18 protein-coding genes are annotated in these 20,964 nt (G+C 73.3%); 7 read left to right on the plus strand and 11 right to left on the minus strand.

What is annotated here, in order from left to right:
- Positions 1-42: 42 nt before the first annotated feature.
- The gene (locus tag ACH34T_RS04955) at positions 43-579 is read left to right on the plus strand and encodes a GNAT family N-acetyltransferase (RefSeq protein WP_395990735.1); all 537 of its coding nucleotides are present in this window, start codon (positions 43-45) and stop codon (positions 577-579) included.
- A gap of 71 nt (positions 580-650) precedes the next feature.
- Here the strand turns inward: ACH34T_RS04955 and ACH34T_RS04960 are convergent, their stop codons facing one another.
- Positions 651-1,970 carry an FAD-dependent oxidoreductase gene (locus tag ACH34T_RS04960; RefSeq protein ID WP_395990736.1) on the minus strand — a complete coding sequence of 440 codons (1,320 nt, stop codon included), beginning with the start codon at positions 1,968-1,970 and terminating at the stop codon, positions 651-653.
- Positions 1,960-2,805: a tryptophan 2,3-dioxygenase gene (locus ACH34T_RS04965; protein WP_395990737.1), complete on the minus strand. Its 846-nt coding sequence runs from the start codon at positions 2,803-2,805 to the stop codon at positions 1,960-1,962. The genes ACH34T_RS04960 and ACH34T_RS04965 overlap by 11 nt, the downstream gene beginning before the upstream one ends.
- A 149-nt stretch (positions 2,806-2,954) precedes the next feature.
- Here ACH34T_RS04965 and ACH34T_RS04970 point away from each other — a divergent pair, with 149 nt between their 5' ends.
- The gene (locus ACH34T_RS04970) at positions 2,955-4,058 is read left to right on the plus strand and encodes an alpha/beta hydrolase (protein WP_395990738.1); all 1,104 of its coding nucleotides are present in this window, start codon (positions 2,955-2,957) and stop codon (positions 4,056-4,058) included.
- Between the two features lie 51 nt (positions 4,059-4,109).
- Here the strand turns inward: ACH34T_RS04970 and ACH34T_RS04975 are convergent, their stop codons facing one another.
- Positions 4,110-4,655, minus strand: coding sequence for a MarR family transcriptional regulator (locus ACH34T_RS04975; protein WP_395990739.1), 546 nt, complete (start codon positions 4,653-4,655; stop codon positions 4,110-4,112).
- Positions 4,656-4,708: 53 nt separating this feature from the next.
- Here ACH34T_RS04975 and icmF point away from each other — a divergent pair, with 53 nt between their 5' ends.
- Positions 4,709-7,927 (plus strand): fused isobutyryl-CoA mutase/GTPase IcmF, encoded by a 3,219-nt coding sequence (gene icmF, locus ACH34T_RS04980; RefSeq protein ID WP_395990740.1) that lies wholly within the window; start codon positions 4,709-4,711, stop codon positions 7,925-7,927.
- Between the two features lie 49 nt (positions 7,928-7,976).
- Entirely contained in the window at positions 7,977-8,783 is an 807-nt protein-coding gene (locus ACH34T_RS04985; protein WP_395990741.1) for a helical backbone metal receptor, read from the plus strand.
- Positions 8,784-8,822: 39 nt separating this feature from the next.
- Here the strand turns inward: ACH34T_RS04985 and ACH34T_RS04990 are convergent, their stop codons facing one another.
- The 3 genes from ACH34T_RS04990 to ACH34T_RS05000 form a co-directional block, all read right to left on the minus strand.
- The gene (locus ACH34T_RS04990) at positions 8,823-9,974 is read right to left on the minus strand and encodes an acyl-CoA dehydrogenase family protein (protein WP_395990742.1); all 1,152 of its coding nucleotides are present in this window, start codon (positions 9,972-9,974) and stop codon (positions 8,823-8,825) included.
- Positions 9,975-10,172: 198 nt separating this feature from the next.
- Entirely contained in the window at positions 10,173-11,585 is a 1,413-nt protein-coding gene (locus ACH34T_RS04995; RefSeq protein WP_395990743.1) for a protein kinase, read from the minus strand.
- A 464-nt stretch (positions 11,586-12,049) separates the two neighbouring features.
- Positions 12,050-12,379, minus strand: a complete 330-nt coding sequence (locus ACH34T_RS05000; protein ID WP_395990744.1) for a DUF3099 domain-containing protein — start codon at positions 12,377-12,379, stop codon at positions 12,050-12,052.
- Positions 12,380-12,470: 91 nt separating this feature from the next.
- Between ACH34T_RS05000 and ACH34T_RS05005 the strand changes: the two genes are divergently transcribed.
- Positions 12,471-12,683 carry a dodecin gene (locus tag ACH34T_RS05005; protein WP_395990745.1) on the plus strand — a complete coding sequence of 71 codons (213 nt, stop codon included), beginning with the start codon at positions 12,471-12,473 and terminating at the stop codon, positions 12,681-12,683.
- 18 nt (positions 12,684-12,701) lie between these two features.
- Here ACH34T_RS05005 and ACH34T_RS05010 read toward each other — a convergent pair whose 3' ends face one another.
- Both ACH34T_RS05010 and ACH34T_RS05015 read right to left on the minus strand, forming a co-directional pair.
- Complete coding sequence (locus ACH34T_RS05010) at positions 12,702-14,084, minus strand: metallopeptidase TldD-related protein (protein ID WP_395990864.1); 1,383 nt, start codon at positions 14,082-14,084, stop codon at positions 12,702-12,704.
- Positions 14,085-14,089: 5 nt separating this feature from the next.
- A complete protein-coding gene (locus ACH34T_RS05015) occupies positions 14,090-15,589 on the minus strand; it encodes a TldD/PmbA family protein (RefSeq protein ID WP_395990746.1) in 1,500 nt (499 codons plus the stop codon).
- A 149-nt stretch (positions 15,590-15,738) separates the two neighbouring features.
- Here ACH34T_RS05015 and ACH34T_RS05020 point away from each other — a divergent pair, with 149 nt between their 5' ends.
- Together ACH34T_RS05020 and fabI are read left to right on the plus strand one after the other, a co-directional pair.
- Positions 15,739-16,443: a beta-ketoacyl-ACP reductase gene (locus ACH34T_RS05020; RefSeq protein ID WP_395990747.1), complete on the plus strand. Its 705-nt coding sequence runs from the start codon at positions 15,739-15,741 to the stop codon at positions 16,441-16,443.
- Between the two features lie 5 nt (positions 16,444-16,448).
- Complete coding sequence (gene fabI / locus ACH34T_RS05025) at positions 16,449-17,234, plus strand: enoyl-ACP reductase FabI (RefSeq protein ID WP_395990748.1); 786 nt, start codon at positions 16,449-16,451, stop codon at positions 17,232-17,234.
- Between the two features lie 117 nt (positions 17,235-17,351).
- Here the strand turns inward: fabI and ACH34T_RS05030 are convergent, their stop codons facing one another.
- From ACH34T_RS05030 to ACH34T_RS05040, 3 genes are all read right to left on the minus strand, one after another.
- Positions 17,352-17,978: a hypothetical protein gene (locus ACH34T_RS05030; protein ID WP_395990749.1), complete on the minus strand. Its 627-nt coding sequence runs from the start codon at positions 17,976-17,978 to the stop codon at positions 17,352-17,354.
- A 106-nt stretch (positions 17,979-18,084) separates the two neighbouring features.
- Complete coding sequence (locus ACH34T_RS05035) at positions 18,085-20,007, minus strand: helix-hairpin-helix domain-containing protein (RefSeq protein ID WP_395990750.1); 1,923 nt, start codon at positions 20,005-20,007, stop codon at positions 18,085-18,087.
- Positions 20,004-20,957: an aldo/keto reductase gene (locus ACH34T_RS05040; protein WP_395990751.1), complete on the minus strand. Its 954-nt coding sequence runs from the start codon at positions 20,955-20,957 to the stop codon at positions 20,004-20,006. Before ACH34T_RS05040 ends, ACH34T_RS05035 begins: the two co-directional genes overlap by 4 nt.
- Positions 20,958-20,964 lie beyond the last annotated feature (7 nt).

Here is a 20,964-nt window from a genome sequence, read left to right on the forward strand (position 1 = left end):
GTGCGCGGGGCCGATGTCAGACCCTGTCGCTACGGTCGGCCCATGACTGACCCGATCACGCCTGACCCAACGACGCATGAGGCTGTGCCCCCCTTCTCGGCGGTGGGTGAGCCCGCGGCTTCGGCGGTGGGTGAGTCCGCGGCGCCCTGTGCGCCTGCACCATTGGTTTTCGTTACCGACCTGCCCGACGCTGAGGATGTCGCGCTCATCTCAGACGCGCTCGATGAGTTCAACGTGCAGGAGACGGGCACTGATGATCGCCACACCCTTGCGGTACTCGTCAGGGATCCCGAGACCGGGCGGGTGGTCGGCGGGCTGACGGGTCGTACCTCGTTGGGTCTGCTGTTCGTGGACTTGTTCTATCTCCCGCCCGCGCTGCGGGGTGCCGGGATGGGCAGCGAGATCCTGAGGCGGGCGGAGGAGGAGGGCCGCAGGCGCGGATGCCGCGCGGGTGTGCTCTACACCATCAGCTTCCAGGCTCCGGACTTCTACAGCAGGCACGGTTGGCGCGTCTTCGGCGAGGTCCCCTGCGATCCCCCGGGGACGAGCCGTGTGTTCATGACGAAGGATCTGGCGTAGCCCCCGCGCGTGACCGCGCGTGATGACGTGTCCGGTTAGGAGAGTGACCGTCAAACCAACCCCTCAGGCCCTCAGGCACGCCTCCGGCGGAGGATGCGGGCGGCCAGGGCGAGGACGGCCCCGCCCCCGAGGACGGACGCCGCGAGCACGCGGTTCTGCCGCCTGATCCGGGCCGGGATCTCCGCGTACGGCAGCGTCGAGAACGACACCAGCTCGTACCGGGACACGTAGCGTCCGGCCAGCCGCCGCTCCAGCGCGTGCGTCGCCGCCTGCTTCGCCCGGTAGACCGGCGACGACACGCGGTCGCGCATCTCGATGAAGTTGTCGAGCGCCATCTCGGCGATCGCGTCGGTGTTGGCCTTGCGCCGCTCCTGGTAGAGCGACAGGGCGCGGGCCCAGTCGCCGTCCGTCTCGGTCAGGCACCGGTCGATCTCGATGCAGTCCTCGAACGCGCAGTTGGCGCCCTGACCGAAGAACGGGACGATCGCGTGCGCGGCGTCGCCGAGCAGCGCGACGAGCGCGCCGTCGCCGTACCGTGTCCACGGCCAGCACCGGACGGTCACCAGCGACCCGATCGGGTTGTGCTCGTAGTCGTCGGCCAGGTCGGGCATGAGGCCCGCGACGTCGGGATAGTGGCGCTCGAAGTAGGCGGTCACCTTCTCCGGCGTGTCGAGGGCGTCGAAGTCGCCGCGCGGCCAGAACAGCGTGCACGTGAACGACCGGTCCAGGTTCGGCAGCGCGATCATCATCGAGGTGCCGCGCGGCCAGATGTGCAGGGCGTCCGGGTCGAGCGCGAACTCGCCGTCCTTCGGCGGGACGGTCAGCTCCTTGTAGCCGTGCTCCAGGAAGTCGGTGTCGCCGTCCAGCGCCAGGGATTTGCGGACCGCGCTGTAGGCGCCGTCCCCCGCCAGGACGACGTCGGCGGGCTCGGAGTCGGCGCCGTCCAGCAGGATCGTCCCGGCGTCGGCGTTCACGCCGGTGACGCGCTGGGAGAACCGGAGCGTGACGCCCGGCGTGCCCTCGGCCGTGTCCAGCAGCGACCGGTTCAGCTCGGCGCGGCTGACGGAGTTGATGGCGCGCTCGCCGTCCGCGCTGTACGGCTGGAAGTTCTGCCCGCCGGGCAGCGGATGCACCATCCGGCCGTGCATGGGCAGGGCCTGCTTGAGGGACTGGTCCCGCAGCCCCACCTGCTCCAGCGCCGCCAGGCCGCGCGCGGAGATCGCCAGGTTGATCGAGCGTCCGCGTTCCGCGCCCGCGACCCGCGGGTCGGGACGCCGCTCGTACACCGTCACCGGGATGCCCCTGCGGCCGAGCAGCACGGCCAGCAGGCATCCCGCCAGGCCCGCGCCGACGATCGCGACCCGCTGCTCACCGCCTCCGTCACGCGCCATCGACGGGGACCTCCCCTGCACTCGCCGACCCTGCATTTGTCGGCTCGGCGGTCGTCGGCTCCGTCTGGGATCTGACCTCCCAGAGGTCGGGGAACGCCGGGGCGAACAGCGTGCTGCGGAGGTAGTCGGCCCCGGCCGAGCCGCCGGTGCCGATCTTCGCGCCGATCGTCCGCTCGACCATCTTCAGGTGCCGGTACCGCCATTCCTGGATGCCCTCGTCGACGTCGACGAGCGCCTCGCAGACCTCCGCGCCGGGTCCCGACTCGTCCGCGTAGACGGCGAGCAGCGCCTTCTGCACCCCGGCGTCCGGCTCCCACGGACGGGACGTGTCGCGGTCGAGCGCCTCGCGCGGCACGGCGAACCCGAGGCCCGCCAGGTAGCGCAGCAGCGAGTCGAACATCGACGGCCGGGCAACCGCGGCCTGGAGCCGGTCGTCGCCGCGCAGGTCGGAGGCGGGGTACGAGCGCCGTCCGAGGACCGCCTCAAGCTCGCGGAACTGCTCGCTCTGGAACCCGCTGGAGCTGCCGAGGGCGTCGCGGAACGCGGCGAACTGGCGGGGCGTCATCGTCTCCAGCACGTCCAGCTGCCCGACGACCGTCTTGAGGATCTTGGCGATGCGGCGGGCGGTGTGCAGCGATCCGGCGCTGTTGCCCTCCTCCAGCCTGCGCTGCAGCAGTGCCGCCTCGTGGAGGATCTGCTTGAACCACAGCTCGTACACCTGATGGATGATCACGAACAGCAGTTCGTCGTGGGCGCTCGTCCTGGGCTCCTGGCAGGACAGGAGATCATCGAGCCGCAGATAGCCGCCGTACGTCATCGTCGGCGAATCCGCCATCACGCCTCCTCGCGACTCACCTGATGTAGAACCGCAGCATATGGGATCGTTCTGCGCATCCAGGCGCCGAGGACCCGTCGAAGGCCCATACCCGGCACCGCCCGCCCCCTACGATCAGAACGCGATTCGGTATCGACCGGAGGCGCCGGATGGGCGAGATCGTCAGGGAGTTCGTGGGGCTGCCGTCGCCCCTGGCCGGGCGCGCGGGCGCGGGCGGGCACCCCTGCCAGGGCGTCTACCACCGTCCGGCGGGGGAGCCGCCGAAGACCGCGTTCATCGCGGCCCACTACAACGTCGACTTCTCCGAGCACTACCTCGCCGAACACCTCGCGGCCCGCGGGCACGGCTTCCTCGGCTGGAACACCCGCTTCCGCGGCGACGAGGCCCACTTCCTCCTCGACCACGCCCTCGCGGAGATCGGCGTCGGCGTCCGCTGGCTCCGCGACCGGGCCGGGGCGGAGCGGATCGTCCTGCTCGGCAACTCGGGAGGCGGCTCGCTGATGGCCGCCTACCAGTCGCAGGCCGCCGAGCCCAACGTCACGCCTGTCGCCGGGATGCGTCCCGTCGCCGCCATCGAGGACCTGCCGCCCGGCGACCTGTTCGTCGCGCTCGCCGCGCACTCCGGCCGTCCCGAGGTGCTCACCGCCTGGATGGACGCGTCCGTGACCGACGAGACCGACCCGCTGTCCGCCGACCCCGCCCTCGACCCGTTCGACCCCGGCAACGGCCCGCCCTACACACCCGAATTCCAGGCCCGGTACCGCGCCGCCCAGCGCGCCCGCAACGAACGCATCACCGACTGGGCCCTGGCTCGCCTGGACGCCCTGAAAGCCGCCCGCGCCCGCGACACCCTGTTCACCCTGCACCGCACCTGGGCCGACCTGCGGATGATCGATCCGTCCATCGAGCCGTCCGACCGAGAGCCGAACCGCTGCTACCTCGGCGACCCGCTCAGGGCGAACTACGGCGTGTACGGCATCGGCTCGCTCTGCACGCTGCGGACCTGGCTGTCGATGTGGAGCCTGCGCACGTCGAAGTGCGGGGCCGGTCCGCATCTGGCGCGCGTCACCGTCCCGTCCCTGGTCGTGCACGCGACCGCCGACGAAGGCGTGTACGAGAGCGACGCCCGCGCGATCTTCGGCGCGCTCGCCGCGTCCGACAAGACCCTCGAACTCGTCGAGGACACCCACTACCTGCCGCGCTCCCGTCCCCAGGCCGCCGACCTGATCGACGCCTGGCTCCGCGCCCGCTGAACCGGAGACGCCCGCCGAACCGGAGACGCCCGCTGGACGCCGGGTCCGGGGTCAGTCGAGGTCGCCCGCGGCGAGGCGGACGGGGTGCAGGGCGGTGGTGATCTCGGCGGCCTGCGCGGCGGGCAGGCCCGCGATGCCGAAGCCGGACTCGTTGAGGGCCAGGGTGGCCTCCTCGGCGAGTTCGCGCCCGGCGGGCGTGATGGTGGCGAGGACGACGCGGCGGTCGTCGGGGGAGGGGGCGCGCCCGACGAGGCCGCGCGCCTCCAGGCGTCCGATCACGTTGGTGACCGAGGCGGGGTGGACCATGAGCCGGACGCCCATCTTGCCCATGGGGAGCGTGCCCGTGCGCGTGAAGGCGAGGAGCCGGAGGGCCTCGTAGGCGGCGAACGTCAGCGCGTACGGTTTGAGGACGGCCTCGATCCGGCTCAGCAGGAGCTGCTGGGCCCGCATCACCGAGGTCACGGCCGCCATGTGGTCGGCGTGCTCGGGCCACCGCAGGCTCCACTGGCGGCGGGCCTCGGCGATCGGATCGGGCATGTCGGGCACCGGCCCACCGTACGCGGTCGTGCCGTGCGTGGTCTTGACTGGCTCGCGCATGGAAACTATTTTAACTTCCAAATATTGGATGTCCAAGGGTTGAGGTGAGGACGGTGGCGGGGGAACTGCACGCGCCGGTGCACCCGGTGCGGTTCGTGACGGCGGCGGCCCTGTTCGACGGCCACGACGCGGCGATCAACATCATGCGGCGCATCCTGCAGTCGCAGGGCGCCGAGGTGGTGCACCTGGGGCACGACCGGTCGGTCCGCGAGGTGGTCGACGCCGTCCTCGAGGAGGACGCGCAGGGCGTCGCGATCAGCTCGTACCAGGGCGGGCACGTCGAGTACTTCGAGTTCCTGTCGCGCAGCCTGAAGGAGGCCGGGGCCGAGCACGTGAAGGTGTTCGGCGGGGGCGGCGGCGTGATCGTGCACGAGGAGATCGCGCGGCTGTCCGGCGCCGGGGTGCGGATCTTCTCGCCGGAGGACGGCCAGCGGCTCGGCCTGCCCGGGATGATCAACGAGCTGGTGCGCGACTGCGACGTCGACCTCGCCGCCGAGCCCGTCCCGGCCGAGGCCGTGGTGGCGGGGGAGCGGCACGCGCTGGCCCGGGCCATCACCTGCCTCCAGGCCGGGAAGCTGCCCGACGGCGACCGGGCGCTGCTCGCCGAGGCGGCGGGCAAGCGGAGTGTCCCCGTGCTGGGGATCACCGGGACGGGCGGTTCAGGCAAGTCGTCCCTCACCGACGAGCTGGTGCGGCGGCTGCGCGTCGACCAGCAGGACAAGCTGCGCGTCGCGGTCCTGGCCGTCGACCCGACGCGGCGGCGCGGCGGCGGCGCGCTGCTCGGCGACCGCATCCGGATGAACGCCCTGGACGGCGACCACGTCTTCTTCCGCTCCCTGGCCACGCGGGGCGCGCGGGAGCTGCCCGAGAACATCGAGGACATCGTCGCCGCCTGCAAGGCCGCCGGATACGACCTGGTCGTCCTGGAGACGCCCGGCATCGGGCAGGGCGACGCCGCGATCGTCCCGCTCGTCGACGTGTCGCTGTACGTGATGACGCCCGAGTTCGGCGCCGCGACGCAGCTGGAGAAGATCGACATGCTCGACTTCGCGGACGTCGTCGCGATCAACAAGTTCGAGCGGCGCGGCGCGGCCGACGCGCTGCGGGACGTGTCGCGGCAGCTCGTCCGCAACCGGGAGGCGTTCGGGCAGCGCCCCGAGGACATGCCCGTGTTCGGCACCAGCGCCGCCACCTTCAACGACGACGGCGTCACCGCGCTCTACCAGCACCTGGGCGGGCTGCTCGGCGAGCACGGCCTGCGGCTGGAGGACGGCGTCCTCCCGGAGATCACGACGAAGGTGTCGACGGGCGCGGCGACCGTCATCCCGCCGGGCCGGGTGCGGTACCTGTCGGACATCTCCGAGACCGTGCGCGGCTACCACGCCGACACGGTGAGGCAGATCGGGGCGGTGCGGCGCGTCCAGCGGCTGGACGAGGTCCGCGCCGAGCTGACGGACGCGTCCGAGGTCGAAGCGCTCCTGGCCAAGGCGCGCCGGGACGTCGCGCCGGAGAACGCCGGCCTGATCGAGGGCTGGCCCGCGGTCGTGGAGTCGTACTCCGGCGACGAGCAGGTCGTGAAGATCCGCGACAGGGAGCTGCACACCAGGCTGACCCGGGAGTCGCTGTCGGGCAGCCGGATCCCGCGCGTCGCGCTGCCGCGCTACACCGACCACGGTGAGCTGCTGCGGTTCCTCCGCAACGAGAACCTGCCCGGACGGTTCCCGTTCACCGCCGGAGTGTTCCCGTTCAAGCGCGACAACGAGGACCCGGCGCGCATGTTCGCGGGGGAGGGCGACCCGTTCCGCACCAACCGCCGCTTCAAGCTGCTGTCCGAAGGGCAGCCCGCGACCCGCCTCTCCACGGCGTTCGACTCGGTCACCCTGTACGGGCGCGACCCGGACGAACGTCCCGACGTGTACGGCAAGGTCGGCACGTCCGGCGTGTCGATCGCGACGCTGGACGACATGAAGGCCCTCTACGACGGGTTCGACCTGTCGTCGCCGACGACGTCGGTGTCGATGACCATCAACGGCCCGGCGCCGACGATCCTGGCGTTCTTCCTCAACACCGCCATCGACCAGGGCCTGGACGCCTTCTACGAGGAGCACGGGCGCGGGCCGTCCGAGGAGGAGACGGCCGAGATACGCGCGCGCGTGCTGTCCACCGTGCGCGGCACGGTCCAGGCCGACATCCTGAAAGAGGACCAGGGGCAGAACACCTGCATCTTCTCCACCGAGTTCTCGCTGCGGATGATGGGCGACATCCAGGAATGGTTCATCGCCAACAAGGTCCGCAACTTCTACTCGGTGTCCATCTCCGGCTACCACATCGCCGAGGCCGGGGCGAACCCCATCAGCCAGCTCGCGTTCACCCTCGCCAACGGGTTCACCTACGTCGAGTCGTATCTGGCGCGCGGCATGGACGTGGACGACTTCGCGCCCAACCTGTCGTTCTTCTTCTCCAACGGCATGGACCCGGAGTACAGCGTCCTCGGACGCGTCGCCCGCCGCATCTGGGCCGTCGCCATGCGCGACCGGTACGGCGCCAACGAGCGCAGCCAGAAACTGAAGTACCACGTGCAGACGTCCGGCCGCTCCCTGCACGCGCAGGAGATGGACTTCAACGACATCCGCACGACGCTGCAGGCCCTCATCGCCATCTACGACAACTGCAACAGCCTCCACACCAACGCCTACGACGAGGCCGTCACGACCCCGACGGCCGAGTCGGTGCGGCGCGCGCTGGCGATCCAGCTCATCATCAACCGCGAGTGGGGCCTGGCGATGAACGAGAACCCGCTGCAGGGGTCGTTCATCATCGACGAGCTGACCGACCTCGTCGAGGAGGCCGTGCTGGTGGAGTTCGATCGCATCAGCGAGCGCGGCGGCGTCCTCGGCGCGATGGAGACCGGTTACCAGCGCGGCCGCATCCAGGACGAGTCGATGCTGTACGAGCAGCGCAAGCACGACGGCTCGCTGCCGATCGTCGGCGTCAACACGTTCCGCGGCCCCGGCTCCGGCGACGGGACGCCCGACACGATCGAGCTGGCCCGCGCCACCGAGGACGAGAAGCGGTCCCAGCTCGACCGGGTCCGCGGCTACCAGGACGCGCACCGCGACGAGGCGCAGGCGGCGCTCGCCGCCCTCCAGGACGCGGCCCGCGCCGGGGAGAACGTGTTCGCGGTGCTGATGGACGCGGCCCGCGTGTGCAGCCTCCAGCAGATCACCGACGCGTTCTTCGAGGTCGGCGGCCAGTACCGCCGCAACGTATGAGCGCGGCGAACCGGGGGGTGCGGAGGCCGGCCCCCCACAAGGAGCACGTATGACGGTCGTGGACGACACCGGCGCCCCGGTTCCCGTGCCGGAGCGGGTGCGCCGGGTCGTGTCGATCGTCCCGTCGCTGACGGAGACGGTCGCGGCGACCGCCACCGGCCTGCTGGTGGGCGCCACCGACTGGTGCACCCACCCCGCCGGCCTGGACGTGCCGCGCGTGCGGGGCACCAAGAACCCCGACCTGGACAGGATCGCCGAGCTGCGGCCGGACGTCGTCCTCGGCAACACCGAGGAGAACCGTCCCGCCGACGTCGACGCGCTGCGCGCCGCCGGTGTCCCGGTCTGGATGACGGAGATCCGCACCGTGGACGAGGCGCTGGCGTCCCTGCGCCGCGTCCTGGCCGAGGCGTGCCGCGTCCCCGTGCCCGGCTGGCTGGACGAGGCGTCCCGCACCTGGTCGGACGTCACACGGGGCAAGCCGGGCACGCCAGATACACCGGGCAAGCCGGGCAAGCCGCGGACGGCCGTCGTCCCGATCTGGCGGCGGCCGTGGATGGTCGTCGGACGCGACACCTTCACCGGCGACGTCCTGTCCCGCCTGGGCGTCGGCAACGTCTACGCGGGCCACGCCGACCGCTACCCGAAGATCCCGCTCGGCGAGCTGAACGCGTCCGGCGCCGACCTGGTCGTCCTGCCGGACGAGCCCTACCGGTTCTCCGAGGACGACGGCCCCGAGTCGTTCCCGGGCGTCGACGTGGCGCTGGTGAACGGCCGGTACCTGACCTGGTACGGCCCGTCCCTCGTTGACGCCCCGGCCGTTCTCGCCCGCGAGCTCGCCGCCGCCCGCACCTACTGATCACACCGCCGGATCACGCCGCCGCGCGCGCGAGGGCCGTCAGACCTGGAGGTCCTTGGCGATGATGGTCTTGAGCACCTCGCTGGTGCCGCCGTAGATGCGGGTGACGCGGGCGTCCGCGTACAGCCGCGCGATCGGGTACTCCAGGATGTAGCCGTAGCCGCCGTGCAGCTGGAGGCACTTGTCGACGACGCGGCCCTGCACCTCGGTGCAGAACAGCTTGGCGACGGCGGCGTCGGCGGGCGTCAGCTCCCCGGCGTCGAGGGCCTCGATGCAGCGGTCCACGAGCGAGCGGGCCGCCTCGACCTCGGTGGCGCACTCGGCGAGGACGAACTTGGTGTTCTGGAACGACGCGACGGACTGGCCGAACACCGTCCGCTCCCGCACGTACCGGCGGGCGAACTCCACGGCGGCCGCCGCGGAGGCGTAGGAGCTGGTGGCGATGCCGAGGCGCTCCTCGGCCAGGTTGTGCGTCAGGTACTCGAACCCGCGGCCCTCCTCGCCGAGCAGGTCGTCCGCCGGGACCAGCACGTCGCTGAACGACAGCTCGGCGGTGTCGGAGCTGCGGAGGCCGATCTTCTCCAGCTTGCGGCCGACGGAGTAGCCCTCGCTCCGGGTGTCGACCGCGAGGATCGACAGGCCCGTGCGGCGGTCGTCCGGCGCGGCGGGGGAGGTGCGGGCGACGACGAGCACCCGGTCGGCGAGGACGCCGCCGGTGATGAACGTCTTGGCGCCGTTCAGGACGTAGTGGTCGCCGTCGCGCCGCGCGGTCGTCCGCATGCCGGCGAGGTCGGATCCGGTGCCGGGCTCGGTCATCGCGATGGCCGTCATCATCTCGCCGGACGCGAACGCCGGCAGCCACCGCTTCTTCTGCTCCGCCGACCCGTACTTCAGCAGGTAGGGCAGGACGAGGTTGACGTGCACCGAGTAGCCGCCGAAGCTCACCGCGGCGCGGGCGCACTCCTCGGAGACCACCGCCTGGAACTTGAAGCTGGTCTCGCCTGCGCCGCCGTACTCCTCGGGGACCTGGACGCCGAGCACGCCGAGCTCGCCGAGCCTGCGGTAGAAGTCGCGCGGCGGGTGGCCCGCGTCCTCCCAGTCGCCGAAGACGGGCACGACCTCGGCCTCGACGAACGCCCGGATCATGGCCCGGAACGCCTCATGGTCCTCGCCGAACAGGGTGCGGCGCACGCGGGTCCCCTCTCGCTCCCCGGCTGGCGGAACGCCAACCTGACTCGAATCGCATTCTAGAACCAATCGCGCGGCGCGGGACACGGGCGGGCGGTCCGCTCATCGCCGATCTCCATGAGACGTATTGATGACCTGTCTCGGTCGTGCAGATGTGATGTTCGTCTCATTGTGGTCTTCCCGGCAAAAGGCCCCGGCCGCTCAGAAGCGGACGGGCACCTCGGCGAGCAGCGCGGTGAGGCCGGCGGCGCGCCCGGGCGACACCTCGTCCGGGCCCCGGCCGGCGATCGCCGCGCGGATCCGCTCCACGCGGCCGCCGAGGTCCACCGGCTCGCCGCCGTCCACCTGGTTCAGCAGCGTGCTGACCTCGCGGGCGAGCTCGCCGCCGAACCGCGGCCCGACCTCGCCGGCCGCGATGCCCACGTCGATCGAGCGCCGCATCCGGGCGAGCGCGCTGACCGTCACGGCGCGCGTCTCGGCCGCCGGGACGGCCGCGCGGGGCGGCTCCGCCGTGGCGGACGGCGCCCTGGCGGACGGCGCCCTGGAGGGACCGCCCGGCTCCGCCACCGGACGGGACGGCGGCGCCGCGGCGGAGCGGCTCGGCGGCGGCAGCGGCGGCAGCGCCACGCCGCGCGGAGCGTCCGACAGCGACGACGCGATCACCCCGAGCGGGGTGAGGGCCAGCGCCAGCACCGCCGCGGCCGCGCCGCCGAGCACCGCAGCCCGCCTGGCCCGTCCCAGCCCGCTCCACCGCGACCCGCCGCGATCCGCGGCGGGGGAGCCGGGCTCCTCCACGACGGGCAGGAACGCCGTCTCCGTCGCCTGGGCCGCCAGGATCCGGGCGACGTCGGCCGCGGCGGGCCGCTCGCCGGGGTCGTCCGCGCGGCAGCGCGCCGCCAGGTCGGCCAGGTCGGCGAGCACTTCGTCCGCGTCGCCTGGGCCCGGCCCCGCCTCCGCGTCGCGCGGGCCCGGCCCAGCCTCCGGGTCGCCCGGGCGCGGATCCGCGTCCGGGTCGCCGGTGAGGCATTCGGCGAGGATCCGGCCGAACGCCAGCACGTCCTCGGCCCGCCCGTCCGCGCCCGTCGTCCCGGCGTCGTCCGGGGTGTCGTCCGGGCCGCCTGCGGAGGCGGCGAGCGCGCCGGTGACGCCGAGGCCGAGGAGCTTCACGCCGTCCGCGGTGAGGAACACCTGCCGGGGCCTCAGATCGCCGTGCGCGATCCCGCAGGCGTGGACGGCGGCCAGTGCGTCGGCGAGCTGCGCGCAGACGCCCACGGCCTCCTGAGCGGCGGGCAGGCCCCGTGTGAGGCGCGCCGCCAGCGACTCGCCGCCGAGGTACTCCGTCACCGCGTACGTCAGCGCGTCCCCGTCGGCGCCCTCCGCCTCGCCGTAGTCGTAGGTGGTCACGACGTTGGGGTGGGCGAGCGCGGCGGCGGCGCGGGCGGCGTTCCGCAGCCGCCGGCGCAGGTCCCGCCTGGATCGCGGGACGCCGACGAGCGTCACCGCGACGCGGCGGGCGAGCAGATCGTCGCGGGCGGCCCACACCTGCGCCGGGCCGCGCCGCTCGACGCGGCGCTCCAGGCGGTAGCGGCCGTCCAGCCGGAATCCTGGGTCCACGGGACCTCCCCTCGGGCGCGGGGACGCGAATGTCGGCGCTCAGCAGTACGCATCGCGGACCCGATCGGGTCGGTCCATGACCATCTCGCTCTGACGGACGGCGCAGCGCCGGGGACGCCGCAGGGCACCCACGGATCCGGGGCCGAGAAGTTCACGCGGGCCGGATTTCGGACCGTGGCCGGAGCAGGCCACCGCCGGGGCTTGCGTTTTCTCGCGGACGCGGTTCACCCGGGACGGACCGTCAAGGACGGGTCACAGAAGGGTCATCGACGACCCGGCGAAGCGCCAGGGAAGATCCAGGACATTGAAAAGCGGCGCCGGGTGGATACGGGGGCAATCCACCCGGCGCCGCATCATCGGTGTTCCGACGGGGGCCCGGAACACCGGCACGGGCGCTCCGACGGGGGACCAGAGCGCCGGTACAAATCGTACACCGAAACCCCCCGCGGTTAGTCAAGAGAATGTCACGACCCGATTTCTGGTCGCTGTCCGGAAACCGGCTTCTGTTCGCGCCGTACCGGGTCGCCGAAGCTCGCGGAGGCCGTCGGCTCCCGTCCGCCGTTGGCGAAGATGACCGCGACGTAGGGCAGGAACAGCGCCCCGACCACCAGAAGGATCACCAGCCACACCGGCGCGCCGGCGACCGCGGCCAGCACCGCGCCGACGAAGCACACCGTCCGGACGCCCATGGACACCAGGTAGCGCCGCTGCCGGTGCCCGATGTCCTCCGACATGGGGAGGGGCGCGTCGGTGACGGTGTAGACCGCCTTCTCCCGATGGTGATTGGGCTTCACGTTTCCACGGTAAGCCCATGGGGTCCGGCTGGCGACAGCAGTACGGGTCAAACGACGGCAGTACTGGTCAAAAAGGCATCGGAGGAACGAGATGACCGATCGCACGTACCGGGTGACGGAGATCGTGGGGACCTCGCCGGAGTCGGTCGAGGCCGCCGTCCGTAACGGCGTCAGGCGCGCCGCGCAGACCCTGCGCCACCTCGACTGGTTCGAGGTGACCGAGGTCCGCGGCCAGATCGAGGACGGCGAGGTCGCCCACATTCAGGTCACCATGAAGGTCGGCTTCCGCCTGGAAGACGCCTGAGCGGCCGATCACGCATCCTCACGTCGCCTTGCTCACCGTCGACATGTGGAAGTCGGGGACGCGCAGGGCGGGCATGGCGGCGCGGGTGAAGTAGTCCGACCACTCGCGCGGCAGGCTCGGGCCGGTCTCGCCGACCTCGGTGAGCCGGGACAGCAGGTCGACGGGGCTCTCGTTGAACCGGAAGTTGTTCACGGCCCCGACGACCTCGCCGTCCTCGACGAGGTAGACGCCGTCGCGGGTGAGCCCCGTCAGCAGCAGGCTCTGCGGGTCGACCTCGCGGATGTACCAGAGGCACGTCAGCAGCAGGCCCCGCTCTGTGCGGGCGACCATCTCCTCAAGGGACGCGCCGCCGTCCGGGCCGGCCATCGCGAGGTTGTCGACGGCCGGGGTGAGCGGCAGCCCGGTCCGCTCCGCCGAGTGCCGCGTCTGGATGAGCGAGGTGAGGACGCCGTCGCGGATCCAGTCGGTGGCGCCGAGCGCCAGGCCGTTGTCGAACACCGACGACTCGCGGCTCGACGCGTGCGCGATGACGAACGGCGCGCACTCCAGGCCCGCGGCGGCCGGGTCGCTCGACAGCGTGACGGGCAGGCCCGCGAGCCGCTCGCCGACGCGGTTGCCGCCGTCGGGGCCGCTGAACACGGTGCGGCCGTCGGCGGCGTCCTGCGCGCCCGCCGACCAGTACAGGTAGATCATCAGGTCGGCGACGGCGGACGGCGGCAGGATCGTCTCGTACCGCCCGGCGGGCAGGTCCACGCGCCGCTCGCCCCACGTCAGGCGGCGGTCGAGGTCGGCGGTCAGCGCGGGGACGTCCACGTCGGCGAAGTCGCGGGTGGCGACGCCCGCCCACGCCGAGCCGCCCGCGCCCTTGGCGTTGAGCTCCACCAGCCCCGTCGGCTGGACGTGCCGTACCCGCAGCCCGGCCGAGTTCCCGACGAACGTCGAGGTCACGACGTGGTTGGCGAACCCGTACAGGCGCCGGTCGGCGGCCTCGGCCGCGGCGAACGCCTCGCCGAGCGCGGGCGCGAACCCCTCGAACACGCCGACGCCGGTCCCGGGCGGGTCGTCCCCCCAGCCCGCCGACGCGTCGGCGGGCCCCTCCGCGACCAGCGGCCGCGCGTCCTCGGCGGGCTCGTTCCCGGCGGCGTCGGCCTCGGCGGCGCGGACCAGGTCCTCGATGCCGCCGGTGTCGACGGCCGACCGGGACACGACGCCCGCGGCGACGCCGTCCGCCGTGTTCCGCAGCGCGACGACGGTGAGGCGGCTGGACCGGGTCACGCCGTTGGTGGTGAGGGTGTTGCCCGCCCACCGCAGGTTCGCGGTGCTGATCTCGTCGGCGATGACGACGCAGTCGTCGGCGCGGGACAGCGCCAGGGCCCGCTCGACGGCCTCGGTCGGCCTGATCCTGGTCACTGCCCGGCCTCCTTCAGGGTGTTGAGGATATTGACGCCGCGGAACAGCGCCGTGGGGCAGCCGTGGCTGACCGGCGCGATCTGCCCCGGCTGGCCCTTCCCGCAGTTGAACGCGCCGCCGAGCACGTACGTCTGCGGGCCGCCGACGGCCTCCATCGAGTTCCAGAAGTCGGTGGTGGTGGCCTGGTAGGCGACGTCGCGGAGCTGCCCGGCGAGCCGCCCGTCCTCGATGCGGTAGAACCGCTGCCCGGTGAACTGGAAGTTGTAGCGCTGCATGTCGATCGACCAGCTCTTGTTGCCGACGATGAAGACGCCGCGGTCGACGCCCGAGATGAGCTCCTCGGTGGACGGGCCGTCCTCGGCGGGCTGGAGCGACACGTTCGCCATCCGCTGGATCGGCATGCTGGACGCCGCGTCCGCGAACGCGCAGCCGTTGGAGCGGTCGGCGCCGGTGAGGCGGGCGATGCGCCGGTCGGTCTGGTACCCGGTGAACAGGCCCCCGGAGATGATGTCGAACGCCTGGCCCTCCACGCCTTCGTCGTCGTAGCCGATGGTGGCGAGGCCGTGCTCGGCGGTGCGGTCCCCGGTGACGTTCATGACCTTGGAGCCGTACTGGAGGTTCCCGAGCTTGTCGGGCGTGGCGAAAGAGGTGCCCGCGTAGGCGGCCTCGTAGCCGAGCGCCCGGTCCAGCTCCGTGGCGTGCCCGATGGACTCGTGGATCGTCAGCCACAGGTTGGACGGGTCGACGACGACGTCGTACACGCCCGGGTCGACCGACGGCGCCGCGAGCTTCTCGGCGAGCAGCTCGGGGATTCGGGCCAGCTCGCCGTCCCAGTCCCAGTGGTCGCCGGACAGCCACTCCCACCCGTACCCGGCGGGCGGCGCGAGCGTCCGCATCGTGTCGAACAGCGAGCCGGAGATGCCGACGGCGTCCACCGCCGGATACAGCCGGACGCGCTGCTGGGTGGTGACCGTCCCGGCGAGGTCGGCGTAGAACTTGTTCTCCTTGACCTGCATGATCGTCGCGTCGACGTGGTCGACGCGGTCGTCGGCGAGGAGGCGGCGGCTCCACCCGGCCAGCAGCGCGATCTTGTCGCCGGTCGGGACGTCGAACGGGTCGATCTCGTAGGCGGAGATCCAGGTGCGCTCTCCGTGGACGGGTTCGGGGGCGAGCTCGATGGGTTCGCGGTTCACGGCCCTGGCGACGGCCGCGAGGTCCACGGCCTGCGCGGCGACGCGGGCGGCGCCGTCCGGGGTCAGGTCGATGCCGGCGGCGAAGCCCCAGGTGCCGTCCTTGACGACGCGGACGGACAGCCCGACGTCGTCGGCGTCCAGCGCGGTCTCCACGGCGGCGTCGTGGAGGCGCAGCGTCTGGCTGCGGATGCGTTCCAGTCGGAAGTCGGCGTGCTCGGCGCCCAGCTCCCGGGCCCGGGTGAGGGCCGCGTCGGCCAGCGCGCGGAGCGGCAGCGCGGTGAAGGCGGGATCAATGTCATGCACCCTCCGCAACCTACCCCCGCGCCCCACGCGTCCCACGCCCCGAACAAAGCGGGGTCGGCGGATCTTGTCGGTTCGGCACATCCGCGGGGCGGCGCCCGGCCGCTAGTGTCGTGCCGCAGCCAACGCGCAGCCTGAACGAGAGGGTCCTGATGAGTCGCTCTGTCCTCGTGACCGGGGGTAACCGGGGCATCGGCCTGGCCATCGCCCGCGAGCTCGCCGCGGCGGGCGACGCCGTCGCGGTCACCTACCGGTCCGGCGAGCCGCCGGACGGCCTGTTCGGCGTCCGGTGCGACGTGACGAGCAGCGAGGACGTCGACGCCGCCTTCGGCAAGGTCGAGGCGGAGCAGGGCCCGGTCGAGGTGGTCGTCGCCAACGCCGGGATCACCAAGGACACCCTGCTGGCGATCATGAGCGAGGAGTCGTTCACGTCCGTGATCGACACGAACCTGACGGGCTCGTTCCGCGTCGCCAAGCGCGCGGTGAAGAGCATGATGCGCAAGCGCACCGGACGGATCGTGCTGGTCTCCTCGGTGGTGGGCCTGGCGGGCTCGGCGGGGCAGACGAACTACGCCGCGTCCAAGGCGGGCATGGTCGGCTTCGCCCGGTCCCTCGCCCGCGAGATCGGCTCCCGCGGCGTCACCGTGAACGTCATCGCGCCTGGGTTCGTCGACACCGACATGACGGCGGTGCTGACCGAGGACCAGCAGAAGGCCATCACGGCCGCGATCCCGCTCGGCCGGATCGCCAGGCCGGAGGAGGTCGCGAAGGCCGTGCGGTTCGTGGCGAGCGAGGACGCCGCCTACATCACCGGGGCCGTGATCCCGGTGGACGGCGGCCTGGGAATGGGGCACTGACGGTCATGGGCATTCTCGAAGGCAAGCGGATCCTGGTCACCGGCGTCCTCACCGACGCGTCGATCGGCTTCCACATCGCGCGGATCGCGCAGGAGCAGGGCGCCGAGGTGGCGCTGACCGCCTACCCGCGCCCGACGCTCACGGCGCGGACCGCGAAGCGGCTCCCGTCCGGGCCCGACTCGCCGCCCCCGGTGATCGAGCTGGACGTGACGGACGCCGCGCAGCTCGGCGCCCTCGCCGGGAACCTGCGCGACCACGGCTTCGACCACCTGGACGGCGTCGTCCACGCGATCGCGTTCGCGCCGCAGACCGCGCTCGGCGGCACCTTCCTGGAGACGCCGTGGGAGGACGTCGCGACCGCCGTGCACGCCTCGACGTACTCTCTGAAGTCGCTGACGATGGCGGCCATGCCGCTGATGAAGGAGGGCGGCTCCGTCGTCGGCCTGACCTTCGACGCCACCAAGGCGTGGCCGGTGTACGACTGGATGGGCGTGGCCAAGGCGGGCCTGGAGTCGTGCTCCCGCTACCTGGCCAAGTACCTGGGCCCGCAGGGCATCCGGGTGAATCTCGTCGCCGCGGGCCCGCTCTCCACGATGGCGGCCAAGAGCATCCCCGGGTTCGAGGGCATGACGGAGCTGTGGCCGAAGGCCGCGCCGCTCGGCTGGGACATCAAGGACAGCGAGCCGACCGCGCGCGCTTGCGCGGCACTCCTGTCGGACTGGTTCCCGGCGACCACGGGCGAGATCGTCCACGTCGACGGCGGCCTGCACTCCATCGGCGCCGCGGGCTGACCTTCGCCTCCTCCAGACACCGGACGTAGAAGAGGCCCCTCCCACCGCGCGGGAGGGGCCTCTCGCTCCGGAAGGCCGGTCGGCGTCCGCCGAGCGGGTCAGTGTCCGGCGGGCGGGTCAGCGTCCGGCGGCGCGGCGGCGGAGGGCGCGTCCGGCGACGCTGAGGTTCAGGGCCGCCACGGCGCCCGCTGCTCCGGCCGCGGCGGCGACCCACGGCGTCTGGCCGCTGTCGTTCCCCGATGCCGCGACGGGCGAGATGAGGTGCGTCCGCGGCGCGGCGACCGTCCCCGGCGGACGGTCGGTGTCCGGGACCTTGGCTACTTCGGGAACGGGCAGGGCACCTGGCGGCAGGGGCGCGTCGTGCGGCGGGCCGTCCGTGTACGGTGCGAGCCCGTCGGCATTGGTCATCGTGGACGGCGCCCGTCCGCGCGGAGCCGAAGCGGCCGGAGGGGGCTTGCGAGGCGCCTTCTCCGGCGCCTCGGCGCCGTTGTTCCCAGGCGCGGGCTTCTGAGGCTTCTTCGGCGGCGTGGGCTTCGGCGGGGGTGCGGGGCTCGCCGGGAGGAGAGCGTCGCGGAGGTTGCCGAGATTGCACGCCAAGTTGTCGATGGTGCTCGCGAGGTCGGTGCCCTTCTTGCAGGTGTCCGCGGTGGCGGCGTTCGCGGCGGGCGCAGGCGGGAGCAGGACGAGCGCCCCCGCCGTGACCGCCGCCGACGCCGAACCGAGCCGCCTGAGCCGATGGGGCATGTCGCTCCTCCACCCGATGCCGGTCCCTCACCCTTGTTGACATCGTGTCCCATACGGGTGGGTTCCTAAACCGCGGCACGGGGGTCTCTTTACCCCGTCACGACCTTCACTGGCGCACCAGCCTCGCGAGCCTGGTGCGCCGTACGGGCGTTCCGCCCTCGCGGACGGCCCTCGCCAGCGCGGGCCCGGCCGCCTGCACGACCGACAGGTGCCGTCCGGCCAGCCCGAACGCGGCGGCCGCCAGCGGTCGGGTCAGGCCCTCGGGCGACATCACCGCGACCACGGCGGGACGGCGCGTCCCGCGGGCCTGCGCGACCGTCAGGGCCCAGCCGTGCCGCAGCCGGGACGCGTCCGACGGGGAGACGACGGCGGCGCCGCCGGGGAACTCGACGTCCAGGCCGTGCGGGCCGCCGCCGGTGACCGTCCCCGTCTCGCCGAGCGGGGCGTGCGGCAGCGGCGCGGCGACGACCACGCGGTCGCCCGGGTCCATCCCGCCGAACTTGCCGGGGCCGGGGTTCAGGCGCGCCTTCAGCGCCGCGTTCAGGGCGGTGGCGCCCGCCTCGCCGCCCGTGGCGGGAGCGACGACCTGGACGTCCTCGACCGGTATCCCGAGCGCGCGCGGGATCGAGTCGGTGACGAGCTGGACGGCCCTGTGCACCGCCTCACCCGGGCCCTCGGCGGGCACGATGACGACCTCGCGTCCGGGCGCGTCCACGGCGGTCAGCTCGCCGCCGCGCACCGCCTCGGTCAGCGTTCCGATCGGGTCGGACGGCGGCGCGGCGTCCAGCACGACGACGGGCACCGTCTCGGACGCCTCCAGATCGTCCAGCGGACGGCCGGGACCGGCGGGCGGCGGGGCGCCGGGCTCGGCGCACAGCACCAGGTGCGCGCCGTCGGGGCACGCCTCGACGAGCACGGCGCACAGCTCGACGTCCAGCGCGGACGCGTCCGTCACGACGATGAGGTCGAGGTCGAGGGGGTGCTGCTCGCCGCGGCCGTAGACGACGGCTCCCGGCGCGGCGGACGGGTCGTCCCGCGGCTCCAGCAGCCGGTGCAGGCTCGTCGCCGCGATGCCGTCCGCGCCTCCGAGGCCGGCGGCGGCGCGGTCGGTGGGGGCGGCGACGGCCGTGCGGACGCCCTCGCCCGCGGCGGCGGACGCGACGGCGAGGGCCGTGCGCGCGAGGTCGCCCGGCGTCCCGCGCAGGATGCTGACGCCGGTGCGCAGCGCGGCGGTGAGCGCGAGGGAGCGGTCCTCGGGCAGGCCGTCGCGCAGGCCCTTGACGGCCGCGTCGTCCAGCAGCGGCACGGCGGTGAGCGTCAGCCGCTGGAAACCCTCGGCCGCGGCCTCCTCGGCGAGCGCCCACCGCGCCGGGCCGAGCGTCTCCTCCGGCTCGGGCGGCTCGGCGTCCCCGTCGTTCTCGTCGAAATCCTCCGCGCCGAACCCGGGCTCCTCGGTGAGGGCGAGCACCTCCGCCTCGTCCAGCGCGGCCTCCACGGCGCCGCGCGGGTCGGCGACCTGGACGCGTTCCAGCGCGGACACCACGTCGGCGGCGGGCGTGACCGTGTGGCCGCCGCGCGCCGCCTCCGTGAGCAGGTGCAGGACGAGCGCCCGGCCGCGCCGCGGGTCGTCGGGGCGCGCGTCCGGGCCGAGGAGCGCGCGGGCGAAGTGGTCGGCCTGCGGGGGCCGGACGCCGGGGACGCGCAGCAGCCGCCACGGGTCGGCGCGCAGCCCGCCGGCGGCGGACGGCCCGAGCCGGGCGGCGGCGCGGGCGGCGAGCGGCGCGGGGACGCCGGTCTCGGCGAACAGCTCGCCGAGGGCCCGCAACCCCTCCTGCGCGGACGGCTCCGGCCGGTGCGGCGAGTCCTGCGCGGCCGGGCCGGGCGCGGCGGGCGCGGCGGCCGAGACAGCGGCGGCGGCGGCCTCGGCGGCGCGCATCGCCTCCGCGGCCCGCGCGGCCCGCTCGGCCGCCGACGGTGCGCCGTCGCCTTCGGAGAGGTGCTCAGAGGGGTGCTCAGGGGTGTCGGTCACGGGCTTCCCGTCGCGGTGTCGGAGACGTCGTCCAGCGCCGCCCGGATCTCGTTCGGCAGCGTGAGGTCCTCGCTCTCCAGTATCGCGCTCAGCTGCGCCACCGTCCGGGCGCCGGCGACCGGCGCGGCGACCCCGGGCCGGTCGCGGACCCAGGCGAGCGCGACGGCGAGCGGGGAGCGCCCGAGGCCCTCGGCGGCGGTCACCACCGACTCGACGATGCGGGCGCACTCGTCGTCCAGGTAGGGCTGGACGAAGTCGGCGTAGTGCGAGGCGGCGGCGCGCGACCCGGCGGGGATGCCGGTCCGGTACTTGCCGGTCAGGACGCCCCGGCCGAGCGGCGACGACGGCAGCAGCCCCGCGCCCGCGTCCACCGCGGCGGGCACGACCTCGCGCTCGATGTCGCGGCTCAGCAGCGAGTACTCCAGCTGCGCGGACACCACGGGCGCGCGGCCCGGCCAGGCGCGCTGCCACGCGGCGGCCTTGGACACCTGCCAGCCCGCGTAGTTGGACACGCCGACGTACCGGGCCCGGCCGGACGCGACGGCCTCGTCCAGCGCCGACAGCGTCTCCTCCAGCGGCGTCGCCGGGTCGTACACGTGCAGCTGCCACAGGTCGACGTGGTCGAGGTCCATGCGGTCGAGGGAGGCGTCCAGGGCGCGCAGCAGATGCCGCCGCGAGCCGTCGTAGCGGCCGTTCGGCCTGATCGCCGCCTTGGTCGCGACGACGACGCCGTCCCGGTCGACGAGCTCGCGCAGCAGGTGCCCGAGGATCCGCTCGCTGTCGCCGTCGTTGTACACGTCGGCGGTGTCGACCAGGGTGCCCCCGGCCTCGACGAACGCGACGAGCTGCGCCGCGGCCTCCTCCGGGCCGGTGTCCCGCCCCCAGGTCATGGTGCCGAGGCCCAGCCGGGACACCAGCAGCCCGCTCCGCCCGAGGTGACGCTCCTTCATAGGCGGT

The organism is Actinomadura sp. 9N215 (assembly GCF_044326345.1).
In the GTDB taxonomy this organism is placed as follows: domain Bacteria; phylum Actinomycetota; class Actinomycetes; order Streptosporangiales; family Streptosporangiaceae; genus Spirillospora.